The sequence below is a fragment of the Paraburkholderia antibiotica genome (genome assembly GCF_012927125.1).
Lineage (GTDB): Bacteria > Pseudomonadota > Gammaproteobacteria > Burkholderiales > Burkholderiaceae > Paraburkholderia > Paraburkholderia antibiotica.
Genome location: NZ_JABBFZ010000002.1, coordinates 439,793 through 459,519, shown reverse-complemented (window position 1 = coordinate 459,519; position 19,727 = coordinate 439,793). Strand labels below are relative to the sequence as shown.

General features: G+C 62.2%; 17 protein-coding genes. 9 read left to right on the top strand and 8 right to left on the bottom strand.

Features of this window, described 5'->3' with window-relative positions; genetic code table 11:
• Positions 1 to 50: 50 nt before the first annotated feature.
• The gene (gene tcuC, locus HHL14_RS06095) at positions 51 to 1,370 is read left to right on the top strand and encodes an MFS transporter (protein WP_169496660.1); all 1,320 of its coding nucleotides are present in this window, start codon (positions 51 to 53) and stop codon (positions 1,368 to 1,370) included.
• Positions 1,371 to 1,545: 175 nt separating this feature from the next.
• On the opposite strand, the gene HHL14_RS06090 is transcribed toward tcuC, so the two are convergent.
• Positions 1,546 to 2,046 carry a MarR family winged helix-turn-helix transcriptional regulator gene (locus HHL14_RS06090; RefSeq protein WP_169496659.1) on the bottom strand — a complete coding sequence of 167 codons (501 nt, stop codon included), beginning with the start codon at positions 2,044 to 2,046 and terminating at the stop codon, positions 1,546 to 1,548.
• A 203-nt stretch (positions 2,047 to 2,249) separates the two neighbouring features.
• Here HHL14_RS06090 and HHL14_RS06085 point away from each other — a divergent pair, with 203 nt between their 5' ends.
• The 3 genes from HHL14_RS06085 (at position 2,250) to HHL14_RS06075 (ending at position 5,204) form a co-directional block, all read left to right on the top strand.
• Positions 2,250 to 3,335, top strand: a complete 1,086-nt coding sequence (locus HHL14_RS06085; protein WP_169496658.1) for an aromatic ring-hydroxylating oxygenase subunit alpha — start codon at positions 2,250 to 2,252, stop codon at positions 3,333 to 3,335.
• A complete protein-coding gene (locus HHL14_RS06080) occupies positions 3,332 to 4,297 on the top strand; it encodes a PDR/VanB family oxidoreductase (RefSeq protein ID WP_169496657.1) in 966 nt (321 codons plus the stop codon). The genes HHL14_RS06085 and HHL14_RS06080 overlap by 4 nt, the downstream gene beginning before the upstream one ends.
• Positions 4,298 to 4,412: 115 nt before the next feature.
• Complete coding sequence (locus HHL14_RS06075) at positions 4,413 to 5,204, top strand: 4'-phosphopantetheinyl transferase family protein (RefSeq protein ID WP_169496656.1); 792 nt, start codon at positions 4,413 to 4,415, stop codon at positions 5,202 to 5,204.
• Between the two features lie 45 nt (positions 5,205 to 5,249).
• Here the strand turns inward: HHL14_RS06075 and HHL14_RS06070 are convergent, their stop codons facing one another.
• Both HHL14_RS06070 and HHL14_RS06065 read right to left on the bottom strand, forming a co-directional pair.
• A complete protein-coding gene (locus tag HHL14_RS06070) occupies positions 5,250 to 5,639 on the bottom strand; it encodes a Fis family transcriptional regulator (protein WP_329601620.1) in 390 nt (129 codons plus the stop codon).
• Positions 5,640 to 5,827: 188 nt separating this feature from the next.
• Positions 5,828 to 6,568, bottom strand: a complete 741-nt coding sequence (locus tag HHL14_RS06065; protein ID WP_169496655.1) for a 3-ketoacyl-ACP reductase — start codon at positions 6,566 to 6,568, stop codon at positions 5,828 to 5,830.
• A gap of 580 nt (positions 6,569 to 7,148) precedes the next feature.
• Between HHL14_RS06065 and HHL14_RS06060 the strand changes: the two genes are divergently transcribed.
• Both HHL14_RS06060 and HHL14_RS06055 read left to right on the top strand, forming a co-directional pair.
• Positions 7,149 to 8,852: a Na/Pi cotransporter family protein gene (locus tag HHL14_RS06060; RefSeq protein WP_169496654.1), complete on the top strand. Its 1,704-nt coding sequence runs from the start codon at positions 7,149 to 7,151 to the stop codon at positions 8,850 to 8,852.
• 340 nt (positions 8,853 to 9,192) lie between these two features.
• The gene (locus HHL14_RS06055; protein ID WP_169496850.1) at positions 9,193 to 9,465 is read left to right on the top strand and encodes a hypothetical protein; all 273 of its coding nucleotides are present in this window, start codon (positions 9,193 to 9,195) and stop codon (positions 9,463 to 9,465) included.
• Positions 9,466 to 9,728: 263 nt separating this feature from the next.
• Here HHL14_RS06055 and HHL14_RS06050 read toward each other — a convergent pair whose 3' ends face one another.
• The 4 genes from HHL14_RS06050 to HHL14_RS06035 form a co-directional block, all read right to left on the bottom strand.
• Entirely contained in the window at positions 9,729 to 10,121 is a 393-nt protein-coding gene (locus HHL14_RS06050; RefSeq protein WP_169496653.1) for a DUF3597 domain-containing protein, read from the bottom strand.
• A 113-nt stretch (positions 10,122 to 10,234) separates the two neighbouring features.
• The gene (locus HHL14_RS06045; protein WP_169496652.1) at positions 10,235 to 11,107 is read right to left on the bottom strand and encodes an isocitrate lyase/PEP mutase family protein; all 873 of its coding nucleotides are present in this window, start codon (positions 11,105 to 11,107) and stop codon (positions 10,235 to 10,237) included.
• 72 nt (positions 11,108 to 11,179) lie between these two features.
• Positions 11,180 to 12,583: an MFS transporter gene (locus tag HHL14_RS06040; RefSeq protein ID WP_169496651.1), complete on the bottom strand. Its 1,404-nt coding sequence runs from the start codon at positions 12,581 to 12,583 to the stop codon at positions 11,180 to 11,182.
• A 94-nt stretch (positions 12,584 to 12,677) separates the two neighbouring features.
• Entirely contained in the window at positions 12,678 to 13,352 is a 675-nt protein-coding gene (locus HHL14_RS06035; RefSeq protein ID WP_230412944.1) for a GntR family transcriptional regulator, read from the bottom strand.
• A 3-nt stretch (positions 13,353 to 13,355) separates the two neighbouring features.
• Between HHL14_RS06035 and HHL14_RS06030 the strand changes: the two genes are divergently transcribed.
• A complete protein-coding gene (locus HHL14_RS06030) occupies positions 13,356 to 13,580 on the top strand; it encodes a hypothetical protein (RefSeq protein ID WP_169496305.1) in 225 nt (74 codons plus the stop codon).
• Between the two features lie 118 nt (positions 13,581 to 13,698).
• Here HHL14_RS06030 and HHL14_RS06025 read toward each other — a convergent pair whose 3' ends face one another.
• Entirely contained in the window at positions 13,699 to 14,793 is a 1,095-nt protein-coding gene (locus HHL14_RS06025; RefSeq protein WP_169496649.1) for a porin, read from the bottom strand.
• 1,172 nt (positions 14,794 to 15,965) lie between these two features.
• Between HHL14_RS06025 and HHL14_RS06020 the strand changes: the two genes are divergently transcribed.
• Positions 15,966 to 17,738, top strand: coding sequence for a tannase/feruloyl esterase family alpha/beta hydrolase (locus tag HHL14_RS06020; RefSeq protein WP_169496648.1), 1,773 nt, complete (start codon positions 15,966 to 15,968; stop codon positions 17,736 to 17,738).
• Between the two features lie 585 nt (positions 17,739 to 18,323).
• Positions 18,324 to 19,682, top strand: a complete 1,359-nt coding sequence (locus tag HHL14_RS06015; protein ID WP_169496647.1) for an MFS transporter — start codon at positions 18,324 to 18,326, stop codon at positions 19,680 to 19,682.
• Positions 19,683 to 19,727: the final 45 nt, after the last annotated feature.

Below are 19,727 nucleotides of genomic sequence, written 5' to 3'. Positions count from 1 at the left end.
ACATTAAAAAGTACGCACGAAATGCGCATTGCCGTGCGCAAGGAGACAGGATGGCATCAACCCCCCATACGCAAACCGCGAGCGCGGATGCGCCGGCTCTTTCGAAAGTCGGCGCGGTTCTGCGCGTCACGAGCGGCAACTTTCTCGAGCAGTTCGATTTTTTTCTGTTCGGCTTCTACGCGACCTTCATCGCGAAGACCTTCTTTCCGGCCGCGAGCGAATTCGCGTCGCTGATGCAGACGTTCGCGGTATTCGGCGCGGGATTTCTGATGCGCCCGCTCGGCGCGATCGTGCTTGGCGCGTACATCGACAAAGTGGGCCGCCGGCGCGGTTTGATCGTCACGCTGTCGATCATGGCGAGCGGCACGATCCTGATTGCATGCGTGCCGGGCTATGCGAGTATCGGACTGCTAGCACCGGCGCTCGTGCTGATCGGCCGGCTGTTGCAGGGCTTTTCCGCGGGCGCGGAACTCGGCGGCGTGTCCGTCTATCTCGCGGAGATGGCGACGCCGGGCAAGAAGGGCTTCTATACCGCGTGGCAATCGGCGAGTCAGCAGGTCGCGATTGTCGTCGCGGCGGCACTCGGCTATGCGCTCAATCTGCTGCTCGATCACGAACAGATCGGCGCATGGGGCTGGCGTGTGCCGTTCTTTATCGGCTGTGCGATCGTGCCGTTTCTGTATGTGCTGCGCCGCTCGCTGCAGGAAACCGCCGAATTCGAAGCGCGTGCCCATCGTCCCGCCACGGGCGAAGTATTTCGCTCGATGCTCGCGAACTGGAAGACCGTGATAGCGGGCATGCTGATGGTCGCGATGACGACTACGACGTTCTATCTGATCACCGTCTATACGCCGACGTTCGGCAAGACCGTGCTGCATCTGAGTACGTCGGACAGTCTGATCGTCACGTTGCTGGTTGGCGTGTCGAACTTCATCTGGCTGCCGATCGGCGGCGCGGTGTCCGACCGGATCGGACGCAAGCCATTGCTGCTGTTCGTGTCGGCGCTCGCGATCGTCACCGCGTATCCGGCGCTGTCATGGCTCACGCAGGCGCCCGGTTTCATGCGCATGCTGGTGGTGCTGCTGTACTTCTCGTTCTTCTTCGGCGCGTATAACGGCGCGATGGTGGCTGCGTTGACCGAGGTGATGCCGGTGAATGTGCGCGTCGCGGGTTTTTCGCTGGCATTCAGTCTCGCGACCGCGATTTTCGGCGGCTTTACGCCGGCTGTCTCCACGTACCTGATCCAGACGACCGGCGACAAGGCCGCTCCCGCGTACTGGCTGATTTTCGCGGCCGTGTGCGGATTCTCGGCGACGTTGGCGCTGTATCGACGCGGTGGCGCCGCGGAGTTGCAGGCGAAGCTCGGTTAGGCGGCGGATCTTTTGAAAGAAGCGGCGGCGCTGCGTGAAAACGCAGCGCCGTTTTTGCATTTCGATTAATGCGTGTTGGTGCGCGTTATTTGCGCGAGCTTCGGCTGAAGCTGTCGAGCAAGTCGCAATCGGCGGCGATGAATTATCTGCCGACGTGCTGCTTCAGCAGAAGCGCTTAATTATTCGAATTCGCTTCGTCGCTGGCACTGCGCAATGGCGCGCGGCTCTGATCGTTATTCAGATGCACGAACTTTCTCAGCAGCCGCAATAGCTGCTGCGCATCTTCTTCTCCCATTCCGTCGAGCAGGCCGTGATTAAGTGCATCGACGGCGGGAATCAATTGATCGAGCAATTGCTCGCCGGCCGGCGTCAGCAACAGACGGCGCTGACGACGCGGCAACACCTCGCGCACGATCCAGCCTTTCGCTTCGAGCCGCACCGCGATATCGGCGGTCGTCGACGTGTCGAGGCCGACCCGTTGCGCGAGCGTGACCTGATCGAGTCCCGGCAATTCCTGCAGCATTCTGAGTACCGCGTATTGCACGGGCGTCACTTCGCGGCCGAGCAGATCATGGAACATCGACACGGAAATCTGGTGCGCGCGGCGGATCAGATGGCCAGGCTGGTCGTACAGATCGATGCTGATCGCGGAAGGGGTATCGCTTGAAGTGGCCATAAGAGTTCTGAAAGCTGGTCGTCCACGCGGCGCGCAAACGTCAATCGTGTTACCTGATTGAAAGTTCGTCTAAGGGAAAACCTTCATTTAATCATCAAAGCTTCATTGAGTACACTGAATCTCATTGAGTGTACGGAATGAACTTACCCGTGAGCGTAGCTAATCGTAGTTGCGCGCGCAAATCAATCAGGAGCGAGACTGACATGTTTCCCCGCAACGCGTGGTACGTCGCATGCATGCCCGATGAAGTCGCGGACAAGCCGCTTGGCCGGCAGATCTGCGGCGAGCCGATGGTCTTCTATCGAAACGCGGAAGGCGAGGTGGTGGCGCTGGAGGACTTCTGCCCGCATCGCGGCGCGCCGCTGTCGCTTGGCTTCGTGCGCGACGGCACGCTCGTGTGCGGCTATCACGGCCTCGAAATGGGCTGTCAGGGCAAGGCGACCGGCATGCCCGGTCAACGCGTCGGCGGTTTTCCGGCGATCCGCCACTTCCCGGTGATCGAGCGCTACGGTTTCGTGTGGGTGTGGCCCGGCGATGCCGCGCAGGCCGATCCGGCGAAACTGCATCATCTGGAATGGGCCGAGAGCGACGAATGGGCTTATGGCGGCGGCCTGTATCACATCCGCTGCGATTACCGGCTGATGATCGACAACCTGATGGATCTGACGCACGAAACCTATGTGCACGCGAACAGCATCGGTCAGAAGGAAATCGACGAGGCCGCGCCGAAGACGGTGGCCGAGGGCGATACCGTGCGCACCAGCCGCTTCATGGAAAACGTCGCCGCGCCGCCGTTCTGGAAAATGGCGTTGCGCGGCAACGGTCTCGCCGACGATGTGCCGGTCGACCGCTGGCAGATCTGTCATTTCACGCCGCCGAGTCATGTGCTGATCGAAGTCGGTGTCGCGCATGCCGGTGAGGGCGGTTATCACGCGCCGGCGGAGAAGAAAGCGTCGTCGATCGTGGTGGATTTCATCACGCCGGAAACCGATACGTCGATCTGGTATTTCTGGGGAATGGCGCGCAATTTCCGTCCCGACGATGCCGAGCTGACCGCGAGCATCCGCGAAGGACAGGGCAAGATCTTCAGCGAAGATCTGGAGATGCTCGAACGTCAGCAGCAGAATCTGCTGCGCTGGCCCGAGCGCAATCTGCTGAAGCTCAATATCGATGCGGGCGGCGTGATGTCGCGTCGCGTGATCGAGCGGCTGGTCGCGCAGGAACGCGCGGACGCGGGCACGCCGCCGGCGGACGTGACCCGGGTGATTCCGGTGCGGGCGGCAACATGAACCAGCCGGTGCTGAATGTGGTGGTCGCGCGGCGGCGCGACGAAGCGCCCGGTATCGCGAGCTTCGAACTGACGAGCGAAAACGGTCAGCCGTTGCCCGCCTTCGACGCAGGCTCGCACGTCGACGTGCATCTGCCGAACGGTCTCGTGCGCCAGTACTCGCTGTGTAACGATCCGCGCGAGACGCATCGCTATCTGATCGCAGTGCTGCGCGACGAAGCGGGACGCGGCGGCTCGAAAGCGGTGCATGAGCTGGTTCGCGAAGGCGAGCGTTTGCAGATCAGCGCGCCGCGCAATCATTTCGCGCTCGCGCAGCAGGCGCCGCATCATCTGCTGCTCGCGGGCGGCATCGGTGTGACGCCGATTCTGTGCATGGCCGAGCAACTGGCGTCGAGCGGCGCGTCGTTCGATATGCACTACTGCACGCGCTCGAAGGAACGCACGGCGTTTGTCGAACGTATCGCGCAGGCCGGTTTCGCACAGTCGGTCCAGTTTCACCACGACGACCATCCCGGCGGCTCGACGTTCGATCTCGAACAGGTACTCAACGGCGCGCCGGCCGGCACGCATCTATACGTGTGTGGACCGCGCGGCTTCATGGACTTCGTGCTCGACACCGCGCGCGCGAAGGGCTGGCCGGGCGATCGGTTGCACTACGAATTTTTCGGCGCGCCCGCCATTCAGTCGACGGCGGGCGGCAGCTTCCAGGTACGCATCGCGAGCAGCGGCGCGACGATCGACGTGCCGCCCGAATGCACGGTCGTGCAGGCGCTGGCGGCCAACGGCGTCGAGGTGATCACGTCGTGCGAGCAGGGCGTGTGCGGCACCTGCCTCACGCGGGTTCTTTCCGGTGAGCCTGACCATCTGGATTCCTATCTGACCGACGAGGAGCGCGCGGCCAACGATCAGTTCCTGCCGTGCTGCTCGCGCGCGAAATCGCCGTTGCTCGTGCTCGATCTGTAAGGACTCACGCGTCACGTCGCGCTGGCCGGTGGACTTGCCGCGCGCGTTCATTTCAGGTAAATGGTACGGCCTTGTATTTGCCACTAATTTGCCACTACCGGTTGAAATGGATTCAATGACTGCCACCGCCGCGCCGGATTTCGACGTATGCGCGCTCGACGTACCGCGCGCATACGCCGTCGGTGTCGAGGTCTTCCGCCTGAAGTTCGATTTCGGCCTGACGCTCGACCACCCCGCGTTCGTCGTGCTGTCCGACGACGAACGCGCGAGGGCCACCCGCTATCTGCGCCACGAAGACACGCTGCGCCATGCGCAAACCCGCGTGATCTTGCGCGCGTTGCTCGCCGCGAGAACGGGCGTGCCGCCCGGCGAATTGCGTTTCGAGCAGGATGCCACCGGGCGGCCGCGTCTTGGGCCGCCGTCAGGCCCGAGGTCGACACAGCCCGACAGGTGGCCCGATTTCAATGTCTCGCACTCCGGCCACTATGCGCTGATCGCGATCGCCGCGCGACGCAAGGTCGGTATCGATATCGAGGTCGCGCGCGAGGACAAGAACTGGCAGGCGTTGACGCCGGCGGTGTTCGCGCCGCGCGATGAAGCGCAGGTGGCGGCGTTGCCGGCGGAGCGGCGAGCCGCTGCGTTCTACGACATATGGACTGCGAAGGAAGCGCTGTTGAAGGCGCTGGGCGTCGGTATCGGCGAGGGCATGACGTGGTTTTCGGTGCTCGGCGACGGCGCGCGCGATCCGCACGTGGCAGTGGACGATCCGCGCGCCCGCAACGGCCACGCACTCATGCAACTCGATGTCGTGTGGCTCGACGTGCCGGCCGGTTACGCCGGCTGTGTGGCGTGGTCGCGCGATATGGTGGCGCCGGCTGCAGAGGCAAGTTCGACGGCGGATACATAAGCGCGCCGCGCGTTGCCTCGGTCAATGGCCATGCGCTTGGCTACGCTAAGCGGTGTTCTCCCGGCCTTCGCGCTCGGCGTTAGCCGTGCTGAAAAGCTTCTTCAACTTTGCGTTGACCGCGATGAGTTCCTGAACCGGCGCCGCCGCGAGCTGCTGATCGAAGAGCGTGAGCACCTGGCCGAGCAGCGTATACGCATCGCTATCGACGACGCACATGCCGGTATCGAGCCCCGCCTGACGGCAGCGCAGAATCACGCCCTCCGCGTCGCGAAACAGCTCGGGCATTGCGATGCCATAGCCGCGCTGATTGAGCAGCATCGTCATGTAAATGGCCTGCGCCATGCTGCCGACGTGATATTGATTGCCGACGCCGCTGCGTAACGCTTCGAGCGTCATGTGGTAATCGAGCGAGATTTCGCCTGCTTTTGCAGGCACGATCGGCCGCTGCATCGCCTTCGTGCGTGCTGGCGGCGCCTTCGCGGTTGCTTCGCGAGGAGGGCTTGCTTTTCTGGCCATAAACTCACTGACGCGGCCGGCTCGCGCCGGACCGCGACACCATCACGGAACCTGAAAATGCCGTCGCGGGAAACACGTGCGCCGCGCGCTACGCGGCGCCGTGCCCGTTAGCCCATATGGAGACCGCCGTTCAACGAGAAGTCCGCTCCCGTTGCAAAGCCTGCCTGATCCGACGCGATCCACGCGACGATCGAAGCGATTTCATCCGGCGTGCCGAGGCGTCGCACCGGAATGGTCGCGACGATTTTCTCCAGCACTTCCGGACGGATCGCCTTGACCATGTCGGTGCCGATATAACCCGGCGACACGGTGTTGACCGTCACGTTCTTGGTGGCCACTTCCTGCGCGAGCGCCATCGTGAAGCCGTGAAGGCCGGCCTTCGCGGTGGAGTAGTTGGTCTGGCCGAACTGGCCTTTCTGGCCGTTAACCGACGAGATATTGATGATGCGCCCGAAGTTGCGCTCGACCATGCCGTCGATCACCTGCTTGGTCACATTGAAAAGGCTCGTCAGATTGGTGTCGATCACCGCCTGCCAGTCTTCGTAGGTCATCTTGCGGAACATGCCGTCGCGCGTGATGCCCGCGTTGTTGACCAGCACGTCGATTTCGCCGACTTCCTTCTTGACCTTCTCGAATGCCTTGGCGGTGGATTCCCAATCCGCGACGTTGCCTTCCGACGCGATGAAGTTATAACCGAGCGCTTTCTGTTCTTCCAGCCATCGAGCCTTGCGTGTCGAGTTCGGGCCGCAACCCGCGACGACGGTGTAATTGTCTTTATGCAAGCGCTGGCAGATTGCGGTTCCGATACCGCCCATACCGCCGGTTACGTAGGCAATACGATTTGCCATAAGTCCTCCTTCTTGTTGGGGTGAATTGACGCGAGTTTGATTGGAGGATGGAGCTATTATTGGCACCCCCCAGCGGACGGGACGATGGGCATTTTTACCTAGGGGTTAACTGCCAACCGAATGATGGAAAGGGTGCTTGACCGGGCAATGATTGACGCGGCTTGAGCGGGAAATGAAGCGTGAAATCAGGCGTGAAATGAAGCGGGCAAATAAGCAGGCAAATAAGCAGGCAAATAAGTGCGCAAATGAGTGGACCACCGGGCGGACAAATAGGTGGGCCCGACAGGCGGAAAAAATGTCGCCGACTGTTTCCGCAAGCGTCGCGACGCGTGGCGCCGATCCGCTGGACCGCCATGCGTTACGGATAATTCGCGCATTCGCGTGCATCCTCGGGCTTCTACCTGCCGCTCCCTTGCCTGAGTACAATCTTCCTCCTACGCTTAGCGCTAGCGGTTAAGTACCTGCCCCCAACACCCGGCGAGCGCAACGCATCGCGCGGACCTTGGGGCACACGTCGGACCGTTCATCGTTCCCGTGCGTATTCGCGTGGTCAATCGCGTCATAAAAAAGGCATAACAGCATGACTGACTATCTGGCAGACATCGATCCGGGCGGGCTGAATCTGGTCGGCATCTTCGGGCTGTTGATCGGCGGCCTCGCGTTGTTTCTGCTCGGTCTGGAGTTTCTGACCGGCGGCCTGAAGGCGATCGCGGGATCGAGACTGCAGTCGCTGATCGGCGTGCTGACCGCGAACCGGTTTCGCGGCATGGCGGCAGGCGCGGCCGTGACCGCGCTGCTGAACTCGTCGACCATTACCACGGTGCTGATGGTCGGTTTTGTGTCCGCCGGTCTGATGACGCTGGCCCAGGCGGTGCCGATGATCATGGGCGCGAATATCGGCTCGACGATCACCGCGCAGATCATCGCGTTCGATGTGTCGAAGCTCACGCCGTTCATGCTCGCCATCGGTTTCCTGCTGCACGCGTTCATTCCGCGCGAGCTGCTTCGGCAGATCGGCCGCGTGGTGCTGGGGCTCGGGCTGCTGTTCATGGGCATCCAGTTGATGGGCGAGGCCACGCATCCGCTGCGCACGTTCCAGCCGTTCATCGACGCCATGCAGGACATGCGCAATCCGTTCGTCGGCATCATCGTGGGGGCGGTGTTCACCGCGATCGTGCAGAGCTCGGCGGCGACGCTCGCGATCGTGATCGCGTTGAGCGGCCAGGGCCTGATGCCGCTCGAAGCCGCCATCGCACTGATTCTTGGCGCGAACGTCGGCACCTGCGGGACAGCCCTGCTCGCGTCGATCGGCAAGACGGCGGAGGCGGTGCAGGTCGGCATCGTGCATCTGATATTCAATGTGGTCGGCGTCGTGATCGCGCTGTTCCTGATTCCGCAGATGGCGGAGTTCGTGCACTGGATCTCGCCGTCGCATCCGGAACTGCAAGGGGTCGCGCGTCTCGCGGCCGAGGCGCCGCGCCAGGTCGCCAACGTGCATACGCTGTTCAGCGTGGCGAACACCGCGCTGCTGATCTGGTTTACCGGTCCGATCGCGCGGCTCGCGCAGTTCATCGTGCCGAAGCGCGCGCAGGTCGCCAAACGCGACGGCGATCCGGCGTATCTCGACGAATCGTCGCTGACCGTGCCCACGCTCGGTTTGCAGCGGGTGCGGATGGAATTGACGCGGCTCGGCGAACAGGTGCTCGATATCGTGCAACGCGGTTCGCAGATGGTGTCGAACGGCACGATGGAGGAGATCAATCAGATGCTCGACCGGGACAAGGAAACCGATCGGCTCGCGGTCGAAATTTTCCAGTACATCGGTCAGCTTTCCCAGGTGCAGCACTCCGAGGAAGAGGGGCAGCAACTGGTGGGCTATACGCAGGTCGCGAGCAACCTCGAGAGCATCAGCGGCATTATCGGCACCACGCTGATGACGGTCGGCGAGCAGCGTATGACTCAACAGATCGACCTGCTGCGCTTGCGCGACGCGGCGACCACGCAGTTCGGCGAAGCGGTGATCCGCAATCTCGCACAGGCGATTCGCACGATCGAGAACCCCGATCCGGAAGCGGTCGCGCAGGTCGTCGATGCGAAGGCCGGCATCGAAAAGCTCGCGGCCACCGCGCGTCAGGTCGTGCTCGCGAAGCTTCAGCTCGCGGACAAGACGGACGTGGTCACGTTCCGGCTTGCGATGGATGTGATCGAACAGGGTCGCCAGATCACGCAGTTTGCGCGGGCCATTGCGAAGAATGTGGGCGCGCTTCATTCTGCCGAAGCCTGAGCCGGTCCGGCCGGTGGTTGGCCAGATTGCCGGCTCGGTTGCCGGTTCGATTGCATGATTGGCGCGGGACTGTTTATCGGGCTGCCTGGCGTTCGCATGGCAGGAACGCTAAGCGCTGCGCGTGTCATCGTCATGACACGCTGCGATCTGGATGGCGCGTGGTATTGGCGCGGATCAGGCACGCAGTGTGGCGCCCATATGACGCGCCGATGACCCGATTGTGCGTTGACCCACAGTGGCTTGCGCAATAAGCAACGCCTGGGACAATTTAACACACGCCCTGTCCAGAATTTGATAGCCTGTATCCCAGTTGAGCATCGAACTCAAGGAGGGCTTCACCATGATGCGGTGGCTGGCTAACTGGGCTTCACAACATGCTCCGACTCCCGAGAAACAGGCCGAGCGCGCGCTGAACAACCTGCGCATGGAACTGTTTCAGGCCGAACAGCTGGTGCTCGATGCGCAGCTGCGGGCCGACTACTATCGGGCTCGTCTGACCTTTCTCGAAGAAGTCACGAGAAAAGGCATCGAACAGGTATCGGACGAACGCAAAGGTCCACAAGATGCGCCTCAGCCATTGAGGCCGGGACTCAAGCTCACCGCGGCGCAGTAGTCATAGCCGGGTGTCTGCAATCGCAATGAATTGATCGGGTCGCGCTCGCATGCTCACGCGAGTGCGATGGTAAAAACACGGCCGCCGGTAATCGTTCGCCAGAAATCCTGATGATTTCTTGTGCGGGCAACGATTGCCGGCGGCCGTGTTTTTTTGCGTGTCCGCTGTTCGGCGGGTGGTTCGCGGGGAGTTTGATTACCCGCCGTTTCCGGCGGGCAACCACGATTCGAAAACAAATGTTTCGAACGGTTGATTAGCCGCGATCAGCTGGCCAGATCGGGCGGCAGCTTGCCGCCGTTTGCCGCGAGTGCCTGCATCACCTGCTTGTGCAGCCAGATGTTCATGCTGGCGGAGTCGTTCATGTCGCCGCTGTACTTCAGCTCCTGTGCGAGCTGCTTGCGATGGTCGAGGCTGCTGTCGATGCCGAGTGCCTTCATCGTGTCGACGATCGACGTGCGCCAGTTCAGCGTCTGTCCGCTTTCGCTGACGAGTTGATCCATCACCGCGGCCACGTCGACGTCGGTCAGCGGTGCCGGTGCATCGGGCGTCGCGGCTTGCGCAGCGGCCGGGTCGGGGGTCGGTTCCGCCGCGGGGGGCGGTTGGTCCGGTTTGGCCTTGCCGAACAGCTTATGGACGATGTCGCCAAAAATACTCATTTCCAGATCTCCGCAGTTGGATGACGAATGCGAGCGCGTGCGCTCGCAGCAAATGCCCCGCTATGCTACGCGATCTGCCAACGCGACGAACGTGAAATTTTGTTAGCACATGTTCATTCGGCATGCTCACGGTCGAATTGCCAGACCGCGGGGAAGCCCATCAGCTTGCACATTTCGGAGAACGGATACAGCGTGTTTTCCGCCTGAAGCGTACCGCGCTGCGCCTTGATCTGACCGTACACATCCTGCAGCGCTTTCGCTACCGCGAGGAAGCCGGACGCCGGATAAATGGCGATCGAAAAACCGAGCTTCTGCAATTCGGCGGGCGTGAGTTGCGGTGTGCGTCCACCTTCGACGATGTTCACCAGCAGCGGCGTATCGAACGTACGTGCGATGGTTTCCAGTTCCTCGACCGTTTCCGGCGATTCGATGAACAGCACGTCGGCGCCCGCTTTCGCGAATGCCTCGCCGCGCCGCAATGCTTCGTCGAGTCCGAGCGACGTGCGCGCATCGGTGCGGGCGACGATCTGGAAGTTCGGGTCTTCGCGCGTTTCGACCGCGACCTTGATCTTCTTCACCATGTCGTCGAGCGCGATCACTTTGCGGCCCGGCGTGTGTCCGCATTTCTTCGGAAATTCCTGGTCTTCGAGCTGAATGCCCGCCGCGCCCGCGCGTTCATAACCGCGTACCGTGTGTGCGACGTTGAGCAGGCCGCCGTAACCGGTATCGCCGTCGCAGATCAGCGGCGTCGTGGTCGCGCCGCAGAAGGCCGTCACGCGATCGACCATGTCGGTGTACGTGGCGAGGCCCGCGTCGGGCACGCCGAGATACGACGCGACCGTGCCGAAACCCGTCATGTACAGGCACTCGAATTCCATCGAGTCGGCCATCTTCGCGGAGATCAGATCGAAGATGCCGGGCGCGGTGACGATTTCCGGCTGGGCGAGACGTGCTTTCAGTTGCTGGCGTTTGTTTTGTGCGTTCATGCTGGTTCCGTTTCCGTTTGGTGACGATGAGTGTGCATTGGATGTGTCGCGTCGATGTCGGTTCAATGCGGTTCAATGACGCGATTCGCGCGCGACGTTGGCGCCGGCGAGTTCCGCATCGGCGTCGACGATGGGCGGCGGCGCGATGTCTTCGAGCGAGCGCTGATTCGTTTCGATGCCGAAGAGCGCGAGGATCGCGGCCATCGCGACGAGCACGCCGATGATCACCGACAGCACGTCGCGCACGCCGCCCGTCGCATACATGACGACCACGAGCTGCGGCGCGAGAATGCCGGCGATACGCCCCGCGCATCCGGCGACGCCGTTTGCGCGCATGCGGTTCTCTGTGGCGAACAGCTCGGGAATATACGTGGCGATGCCGAGCGCGACCATCAGATAGGTGAGCGTGAACAGCAGGAAGCCGAGCGCGGTGGCCATCGCGACGCTGGTCGAGTGTCCGTACAGCCAGCCGACCACGGCCGCCAGCACGGCGACCGCGATGAGTCCGTTCTTGCGGCCGATCCTGTCGGCGATCAGCACGCCGACGAAGGCGCCGGCCGGACCGCCGAGCGACATCAGCGTCGTATAGCCGAGCGACGATGCCATGCCGAGTCCCTGCTTGATCAGGAACGTCGGCACCCACACGATAAAGCCGTAGATCACCACGTTCACCGCGATCTGCACGCAGATCGCGAGCAGCGTGCGGCGAATCTGCGTGCCTTTGAACAATTCGAGCAGCGTGGTGGAGCGCGGCGTCACCGAAGGATCGAACGCAGGCGTGAAGGGCGGCAACGGCCGCGCTTGCGCGGACTCGGCTTCCGCCGCGCTCAGAATCGCTTCCGCTTCGTCGTAGCGGCCTTTCGATTCGAGCCAGCGCGGCGACTCCGGCATCTTCTTGCGGATGACCCACACGATCAGCGCGCCGACGCCGACGATCGCGAACATCGCGCGCCAGCCGATCGTCGGAATGATCAGATAGCCGAGGAACGTCGAGAAGAACAGCGCCGAATTCGTGATCAGCGACAGATATGCGGACCACTTGCCGCGCACGGCCGGCGGAATGAATTCGCCGACCGATCCATAGCCGACGACGATCTCGGCGCCGAGCCCGAGGCCCATGAAGAAGCGGCAGACGATCAGCCATGTCATGTTCGGCGCGAGCGCGCCGGCGACCGATGCGAGGCCGAAGATCGCGAGATTGAACTGATAGGTGAACTTACGACCTTTCGCGTCGCCGAGCAGGCCGGCCGTGAACGCGCCCAACAGCATGCCGACGAAGGTCGACGACAGAAACGCCGCATTCAGCTGCATCGTCGACCAGCCGGTTTTCGCGAGTGCACCGAGTACGCCGCCGGCCAGGTAGATGTCGAACGAATCGAGGAACATGCCTCCGCCGATCAGCCAGAGGATACGCCGGTGAAAACCGGAGAGGGGTAGTCGGTCCAGGCGCGGACCAGCGTTCACGGTACTCGGCATTTCACGTCTCCTGCGTCGTTATAGGACGGCTATTTCGTGTCGTTGCGATGCGTGTTGCGGCCATGGCTGGACGCCAGGCGGGTAGAGCGGGGTGTTACGGCGAAGGGTGTTCCCTCTGATAGCGGTCGAGCACGGTTTTTTCGGCCGCCAGAATATGACAACGGGTGATCGCTTCGGCCCACGCGGCGTTGCGGCTCGCGAGCGCCTGCACGATTTCGACGTGCTGGCGCGCGCTGCTGGCGCGGTGCTCGTCGTTGTAGGAGTCGAAGGTCCACTTGATCAGCGGCGTTTCCTTCATCGACGTCAACGAGCGGTCGAGCCGCGCGTTGCCCGCGGCGGCGGTGATGATCGAATGGAATTCGCCGTTGGCGGCGAACCAGGCTTCGGTGGTTTCGGGTGTCGAAACCTGATGGGTAATGGCCGTCATCCTGTCGGCGAGCGCGCTGAGCCGCTCGATGTCGGCGCTGCCGATTTTCAGGGCGGCGCGACCGGCGAGAAACGGCTCGATCAGAAGACGCGCTTCGAAGATCTCGCGCGCATCCTGCAGCGACCATGCCTTGACGCGCACGCCATAGTTCGGGCGGATCTCGACCCAGCCTTCGGCGCCCAGACGGCGCAGCGCTTCGCGCACCGGCGTGCGGCTCACGCCGAGGCTTTTCGCCAGCTGCTCTTCGCGCAGATACTGGCCCGCGCCATAACGGTTCTCGGCGAGCGACTGCTTGATCGCGAGATAGACGTCGTCCGGCGATCGAGTCGGCAGGCTCTGCATTGTATGCAAAATATTCTCCTTAACGGCCATGACGGTTCTGATTGGCATATAAATGAAGATATTGTATGCAAAGTGGCGGCGAGCACGCTTGGTGATTTCCCTGGCATCGGAGTGGCCGGAGCTTCTTCTAATCGGCAGACGGATGAACGGAGGGAGAAAAAAAGAAAATGGCCAGAAGGGCGAGGTCGCCTTTCTGGCCATGCGTTGAGCCGCTCGAATGTGCGGTAGGAGGGTGCCGACGTGGAAGCCCGATGCGTGCCGACGGATGCGCGACGAACGGAAGCTGTGTGACCTTGCCGCCGCTCGCCGCGCCCATTCGCGGCGTCCTGCTGCTTCAGTCCGGCAATTAGAAGCGCGTATGCAAGCCCACGCGCGCGACGGCCTGCGTTTGACCGCTCGATGCGCCGTCCGCGCTATTCATGCCGTTGAGCTGCGCCTGACCGCCCGAGCTTGCGCGCTGATACACGCCCATCACGTAGACGTCCGTGCGCTTGGACAGCGAGTAGTCGAGAATCGCCGCGGCCTGATGCGCGTGATTGTTATCGACGACCTCGTTGCCCTTCATGTACATGTACGACGCGCCGGCCGCGAGTGCCGGCGTGATCCGGTACTGCGCGCCCACCGAACCTTCGTAGACCGAAGCGCCATTCGCGGAGTTGTGCACGGTCGTGAAGAGCGCGTTGGTGTACCACGCGCCGAACTTATAGTGCGCGCCGAGACCCCAGTTGCGCACGCTCACTTGCGGCGAACCCGCGGTGTAGTACTTGATGTTGGTGTAGGCCGCGTTTGCACCGAACGAGCTCGCCGCGTAATTGAGCGAGAAGCTGGTCGAGTTGCCCGCGCCGACCGAGCCCGCCACGTTGCCGAAGCCGTACATCGCGCCCGCGCTGAAGCCGTCGTACACCGGGCTCACGTACTTGACCGAGTTGGCGATGCGCTCGCCGGCCATGCGGTCCCAGTCGAAGGCGCCGGTCGGATTCTGCGGCAGAGCGAGTTTCGTGAACGGACCGGCGCGGAACCCGTAGAAGTGGCCGGAGATTTGAGCCGGATCGTTGCCGGCGGCATACAGTGAGTCCGTCATGAAGTCGTACTGGTTACCCAGCGTCAGCTTGCCGGCGCGGTCGTTGGTGACCCCGACCAGCGAGGTACGGCTGAACAGGCTCGAATTCGGCATGAACTGTCCGTTGTCCACCTGGAACTGGTTCACGAGTTCGAAGATGACTTGCGTGCCGCCGCCGATATCCTCGGCACCGCGCATACCCCACAGGTTCGGGCCGTTGACGCCGTCGTCCATCTTGACGGTGGTTTTGCCCGACTGGTTGCTCACATACGTGACGCCCGTGTCGATCATGCCGAAGAGCGTGACGCTGCTTTGCGCCTGCGCTGCCGTCGACATCAAGGTACCCGCGAGAATGGCGAGCGCGATTTGCGTCTTCTTCATCTAATGATCTCCTTTTTTATTTAGTCATCCGAATGGAACTGGTGTGAGCGGTACGGCGTCCGTCGATCGTGAGGATCCGAAACCGTCTTCGTGATGCGGCGCGTAGTCGAGTGCCGCGCAACCGGCAGGCCCGTTGATCAGAATCAGTGCGGGCGGCTGCCGAACGGGGCTCAATATAGTCGGCGCGAAGTGCGTGAGGAAGTGGTCCAGACGGCGCGAAAAGCGCAATCGATCGAACCGCGTCTATTCAAAAATGGCGGGGTTTACGCGAACCCGGTAAAGCGCGAGCGAATTGGCCGATTTCGCCCTATGTGTCGTAGTTCATTGAAAAATAAAAGATTTATATCCGTTTTGAGTTCGAGGGCTGTCGGCGATCCGTAAAGACGAAGAGAAAAATTTGTAATAATCGGAGATATATCGCCGGGTGGTCGATAAATAAAAGAGAAAGCTCCTCGGGCTACTTCGCAACGCGATTTCCAATAGCGTTGGGTCGACGCCACAGCATGACGACGCCGATGATTTGCGCGTTCTTTTCGATGTGAATGAGTGGGCGATTGCATCTGTGGAAGCGAAAGAATCGGCACTTTCCTGCCTGTTCACAGCATCAATGGCGAGACACCGCTAACGCGTTGCCGCTTTCTATTTGTCGCAATGCATGAGATTACTTCTCAATCTTGCGTATTGATCGGATTGGAAATGCACGAGTCATAAGCGTCGCTCGGTGCATTTCAATCTGTTTCTTTTTGCATCTAAAAAAATTATTGCCGACCGTCACGCCGGACGCCGGCTCGCTTCAGAAGCGACGGCGGCGCATTCGCGTAAGTCCTTGAGTCATAGGCCGGCGAGGGCCGTCGCCGGCGTTTGCGGAATGCGCGCGAGCCCAGCGGACCGATGTTCATCCTGTTGATCGTTGTGGTTAACCCGCGATTTCCCGTCTTTCCCTGTCTGGCTAACGTCGCGTCAAAACCCGCCGGGGCCATGTCGTCGCTGCGAGCAGCACGGCCGCGGTCAAAAGAATCAGGACGTTTCAGAGAGCCGAAGTACCCACAGAGGAGATGTGAATCCATGAAGGTGAAAAAGACAGGCGTCATCCAGCGCGGCTGGGTGATGCGCGCCGTGTGCACACGCACGGTTCCGATACTCGACAGAACCAACCCTGCAGGAGAACAAGTATGAAAACACTGCACGCTCGCAATCTTCTCTCGCGCATGAAAGCGCGGGCCGTGTCGCTGCTGACGCTGGTCGGCGTGTGCGCAACGGCCGTGGTCGTGGCTGCCTGCAGCGGCGGCGGCAGCGGTAGCAGCGGCGGCCTCAACTACGCGACGCTGTCGGTCGTGCAGCCGAGCGTCGACTGTTCGAAGCTCGCTTCGATCGACATCACCGACATTGGCGGCGCGGGCAGCTCGATCACGTCGGCTGCGGTGACCAATGCCACGATCAATGGCAAGACGGTCGCGTTCTGTACGGTGAAGGGCACGCTCGCGCCGTCGAATACATTCGAAGTCGCGCTGCCGGTCAGCACGTGGACGCAACGTTTCGCGGAACTCGGCTGCGGCGGTCTGTGCGGCAACCTGAGTGACCCGACCCAGCAGAGCTCGTTCAGCTTCACGTATGAATGCCCGCTCGTGCAGGAAGGCGGCTTCGTGACGGCGGCGACCGACATGGGCCATACGGGCTCGGATCAGACGTGGGCGTCGGATACGCAGAAGCAGGCCGATTTCGCGTATCGCGGCCAGCACATCACGACGCTCGCGGCGAAGAAGCTGATCAAGGCTTACTACGGACAGACGCAGAAGTACTCGTACTTCATCGGCTGCTCGGACGGCGGCCGTGAAGCGCTGATGGCCGCGCAACGTTACCCGACCGACTACAACGGCATCATCGCGGGCGCGCCGGCTGCGCACTTCCAGATCCAGAACTCGCTGTATCACGGCTGGAGCGTGAAGTCGCAAAGCACGACGGGCACGAGCGCCGGCAATGCGACTCTGTACGCCGACAAGGCCGAGGTGCTGCACAAGGCCGTGATCGCCGCATGCGGCGGCGGCAGCGGCGCGGCCGACGGTCTGATCGCCGATCCGCGTACCTGCCATTTTGATCCGGCCACGATCCAGTGCGCGAGCGGTGCGACGAGCACGAGCAATTGCCTGACCGCAGCCGAAGTCACGACCGCGAAGGCCATCTACAACGGCCCGACCGATGCGACGAGCGGCGAGTACATGCTGGCGGGTTCGCCGCAATACGGTTCGGAAGCGAACTGGATCGGCGTCGAAGTGCCGACCACGAACTCGACGGATGCACCGGTGCCCGTGACGAAGCTGTTCAGCTATTCGATCGTGACCGGCGCGTACAACCTGATCTTCACGGGTTCGCCGACGATGCCGACCATCGACACCTTCGGCTACACGGACGCCAGCTTCTACCCGACCTACCTGAAGGCGAACCATCCGTTCATCGATGCGACGAGCCCTGATCTGTCCGCATTCAACGCGGCGGGCGGCAAGCTGATCCTGTGGCACGGCTGGGCGGATCAGCACATCTCCCCGCTCTTCACCATCCAGTACTACGAAGCGATGCAGGGCACGATGGGCGCATCGACGGTCGACCAGTTCGCGCGTCTGTATGTCGTGCCGGGCGTCGCGCATTGCGGCGGCGGCGAGGGCTTCCCGAACATCGACCTCGTATCGAAGATCACCGACTGGGTCGAAGACGCGAAGGTGCCGACTTCCGTGATGACGTATCAGACCGATTCGTCGAACAACGTGACGGCTTCGCGCCCGATCTATCCGTACCCGGCGGTCGCGAAGTACACCGGCTCGGGCGACTGGCACGACGGCGCGAACTACACGGAAGGCGCAGCGCTTTACACGGCCGCTACGCATCCGTGGGCCGGTTCGAGCTTCTACTCGACCTACACGCCGACGACGCGAGGCGTGGCCGCACCGTAAGCCGATTATCGGTTGCAATCGACAGCCAACTGGCCCGCTCGGGCCGGCTCGTTCCTGCAAGCGGAATGACTGTTTCCCGGTCATTCCGCTTTTTCTTTGGGTGTCGTGCGGATGTCTTGTGCCGGTGTCTTGTGCAATACGCAAGCGCAATAAAAGCCGCCCTGAATAAACGCCGTCCTGCGACGTGGATACGGCGACGCGGCGAAAGCGGCGGCGCGCGTGATGTTCTATGCGACTTCGTTCCCGCATCATCTGTTCTGTTTATCGAGGTGGGCGCTAGCCGGGCCACCGCAAGGTCGCTCGCGGCCCCCCACGGCTAGTCTCGAACGCTTATCCGGTGGGCTTTCGAACGAATCGAAGCGGCTGCGCCAGTGCTATGCGTAATCGCAAAAATGCGGATACTCGCCTCATCCTTATGGTTAACCCGCGCTTTGGCAGCGGAATCGCGAAACGTACCTTCACGCCAGTTACTTGTGCATAGCAACTGAGGAGCCAGCGAGATGGCGAGTACGGCATCGGTAACGAGTGCGAAGCCAGACGCTTCGAACGCGCGATAAGACCAATGAAGGAGGCAGGAGATTTCAGATGACTAGTACCACGAGCGGTAAAAGGATTGACATCAAGGCGTTCATCGACGAACGCGCTATTTCGGCGTACCAATGGTTGTTGGTCGCACTGTGCTTTCTGATCGTGACCGCCGACGGCATGGACGTCGCGATCATGGGTTTCGTCGCGCCGTCGATCATTCACGACTGGGGCATTTCGCGTCCGGAATTCGGGCTCGTGATGAGCGCGGCGCCGATCGGTCTCGTGATCGGCGCGTTGTTCGCGGGTCCGGCATCGGATCGCATCGGCCGCAAGTGGGTGCTGATTACGTCGGTGTTTCTGTTCGGCGTGTTCACGATTGCCACGGCCTTCACGCAGTCGCCGGTTCAGATGGCGGTGCTGCGTCTGCTGACCGGCATCGGCCTCGGCGCCGCGATGCCCAACTCGACGACGCTGCTCTCCGAGTACGCGCCGCAACGCAAGCGCGCATTGCTGATCACGGTGATGTTCACCGGCTTCAATCTCGGCTCGGCGCTGATCGGTTTCGCGGCCGGCTGGCTGATTCCGGTGCACGGTTGGCGCGCGGTGCTGATCTTCGGCGGTGCGTTGCCGCTCGTGCTGATTCCGTTCCAGATCTGGCTGCTGCCCGAGTCGGCCCGTCTGCTCGCCGTGCGTGGCGCGCCGTCGCAGCGCATCGGCGCGGTGCTCGGTCGCGTTTGCGGTGTGCGCTTCAACGGCGATGAAGTGTTCGTGTCGAACGAACCGCCGCTGCCGACGCGCAAGCCGATCGGCGTGCTGTTCTCGCAAGGCTATAGCTCGATGACGATCGCGCTGTGGGTCACGTATTTCATGGGCCTGCTGGTGATCTATCTACTGACCGGCTGGCTGCCGACGCTGATGAAGGACGCGGGTCTGACGGTCACGAGCGCGGCGAACGTGACGGCGATGTTCCAGATCGGCGGCACGATCGGCGCGATCCTCGTCGGCTGGATCATGGACCGGGCACGTCCGGCGCCGGTGATCAGCGCGGCGTATATCGGCGGCGCGCTGTGCGTGCTCGGACTCGGCTACATCGGCGCGCTGTCTTCGTCGCTCGCCGTGCTCGTGTTTGCCGCGGGCTTCTGCATGAGCGGCGCGCAAACCGGTCTGAACGCGTATGCGCCGGGCCGCTATCCGACCGTCGCGCGTGCGACCGGCGTGAGCTGGATGCTCGGCATGGGCCGCTTCGGTAGCATCTTCGGCTCGGCGATCGGCGGCGCGCTGCTCGGCCTCGGCTGGCAGTTCGGCGCGATCCTGGCGATGCTCGCGATCCCCGCTACACTGGCTGCTGTCGCCATTCTGGTCAGTCAGCGCGTGGGCGGCGCGGGTTCGGCGGCGCAGCCGAATACCGCGCACTAACGAACGAACGAACGGAACGAACGGAACGAACGGAACGAACGGAAC

What these genes read in the sequence shown, in the direction of transcription:
- tcuC (WP_169496660.1), top strand. Translation starts at nt 51, where the DNA reads ATGGCATCAACCCCCCATACGCAAACCGCGAGCGCGGATGCGCCGGCT.
- HHL14_RS06090 (WP_169496659.1), bottom strand. Translation starts at nt 2,046, where the DNA reads ATGGCCACTTCAAGCGATACCCCTTCCGCGATCAGCATCGATCTGTAC.
- HHL14_RS06085 (WP_169496658.1), top strand. Translation starts at nt 2,250, where the DNA reads ATGTTTCCCCGCAACGCGTGGTACGTCGCATGCATGCCCGATGAAGTC.
- HHL14_RS06080 (WP_169496657.1), top strand. Translation starts at nt 3,332, where the DNA reads ATGAACCAGCCGGTGCTGAATGTGGTGGTCGCGCGGCGGCGCGACGAA.
- HHL14_RS06075 (WP_169496656.1), top strand. Translation starts at nt 4,413, where the DNA reads ATGACTGCCACCGCCGCGCCGGATTTCGACGTATGCGCGCTCGACGTA.
- HHL14_RS06065 (WP_169496655.1), bottom strand. Translation starts at nt 6,568, where the DNA reads ATGGCAAATCGTATTGCCTACGTAACCGGCGGTATGGGCGGTATCGGA.
- HHL14_RS06060 (WP_169496654.1), top strand. Translation starts at nt 7,149, where the DNA reads ATGACTGACTATCTGGCAGACATCGATCCGGGCGGGCTGAATCTGGTC.
- HHL14_RS06055 (WP_169496850.1), top strand. Translation starts at nt 9,193, where the DNA reads ATGATGCGGTGGCTGGCTAACTGGGCTTCACAACATGCTCCGACTCCC.
- HHL14_RS06050 (WP_169496653.1), bottom strand. Translation starts at nt 10,121, where the DNA reads ATGAGTATTTTTGGCGACATCGTCCATAAGCTGTTCGGCAAGGCCAAA.
- HHL14_RS06045 (WP_169496652.1), bottom strand. Translation starts at nt 11,107, where the DNA reads ATGAACGCACAAAACAAACGCCAGCAACTGAAAGCACGTCTCGCCCAG.
- HHL14_RS06040 (WP_169496651.1), bottom strand. Translation starts at nt 12,583, where the DNA reads ATGCCGAGTACCGTGAACGCTGGTCCGCGCCTGGACCGACTACCCCTC.
- HHL14_RS06035 (WP_230412944.1), bottom strand. Translation starts at nt 13,352, where the DNA reads ATGCAGAGCCTGCCGACTCGATCGCCGGACGACGTCTATCTCGCGATC.
- HHL14_RS06030 (WP_169496305.1), top strand. Translation starts at nt 13,356, where the DNA reads ATGCAAAATATTCTCCTTAACGGCCATGACGGTTCTGATTGGCATATA.
- HHL14_RS06025 (WP_169496649.1), bottom strand. Translation starts at nt 14,793, where the DNA reads ATGAAGAAGACGCAAATCGCGCTCGCCATTCTCGCGGGTACCTTGATG.
- HHL14_RS06020 (WP_169496648.1), top strand. Translation starts at nt 15,966, where the DNA reads ATGAAAACACTGCACGCTCGCAATCTTCTCTCGCGCATGAAAGCGCGG.
- HHL14_RS06015 (WP_169496647.1), top strand. Translation starts at nt 18,324, where the DNA reads ATGACTAGTACCACGAGCGGTAAAAGGATTGACATCAAGGCGTTCATC.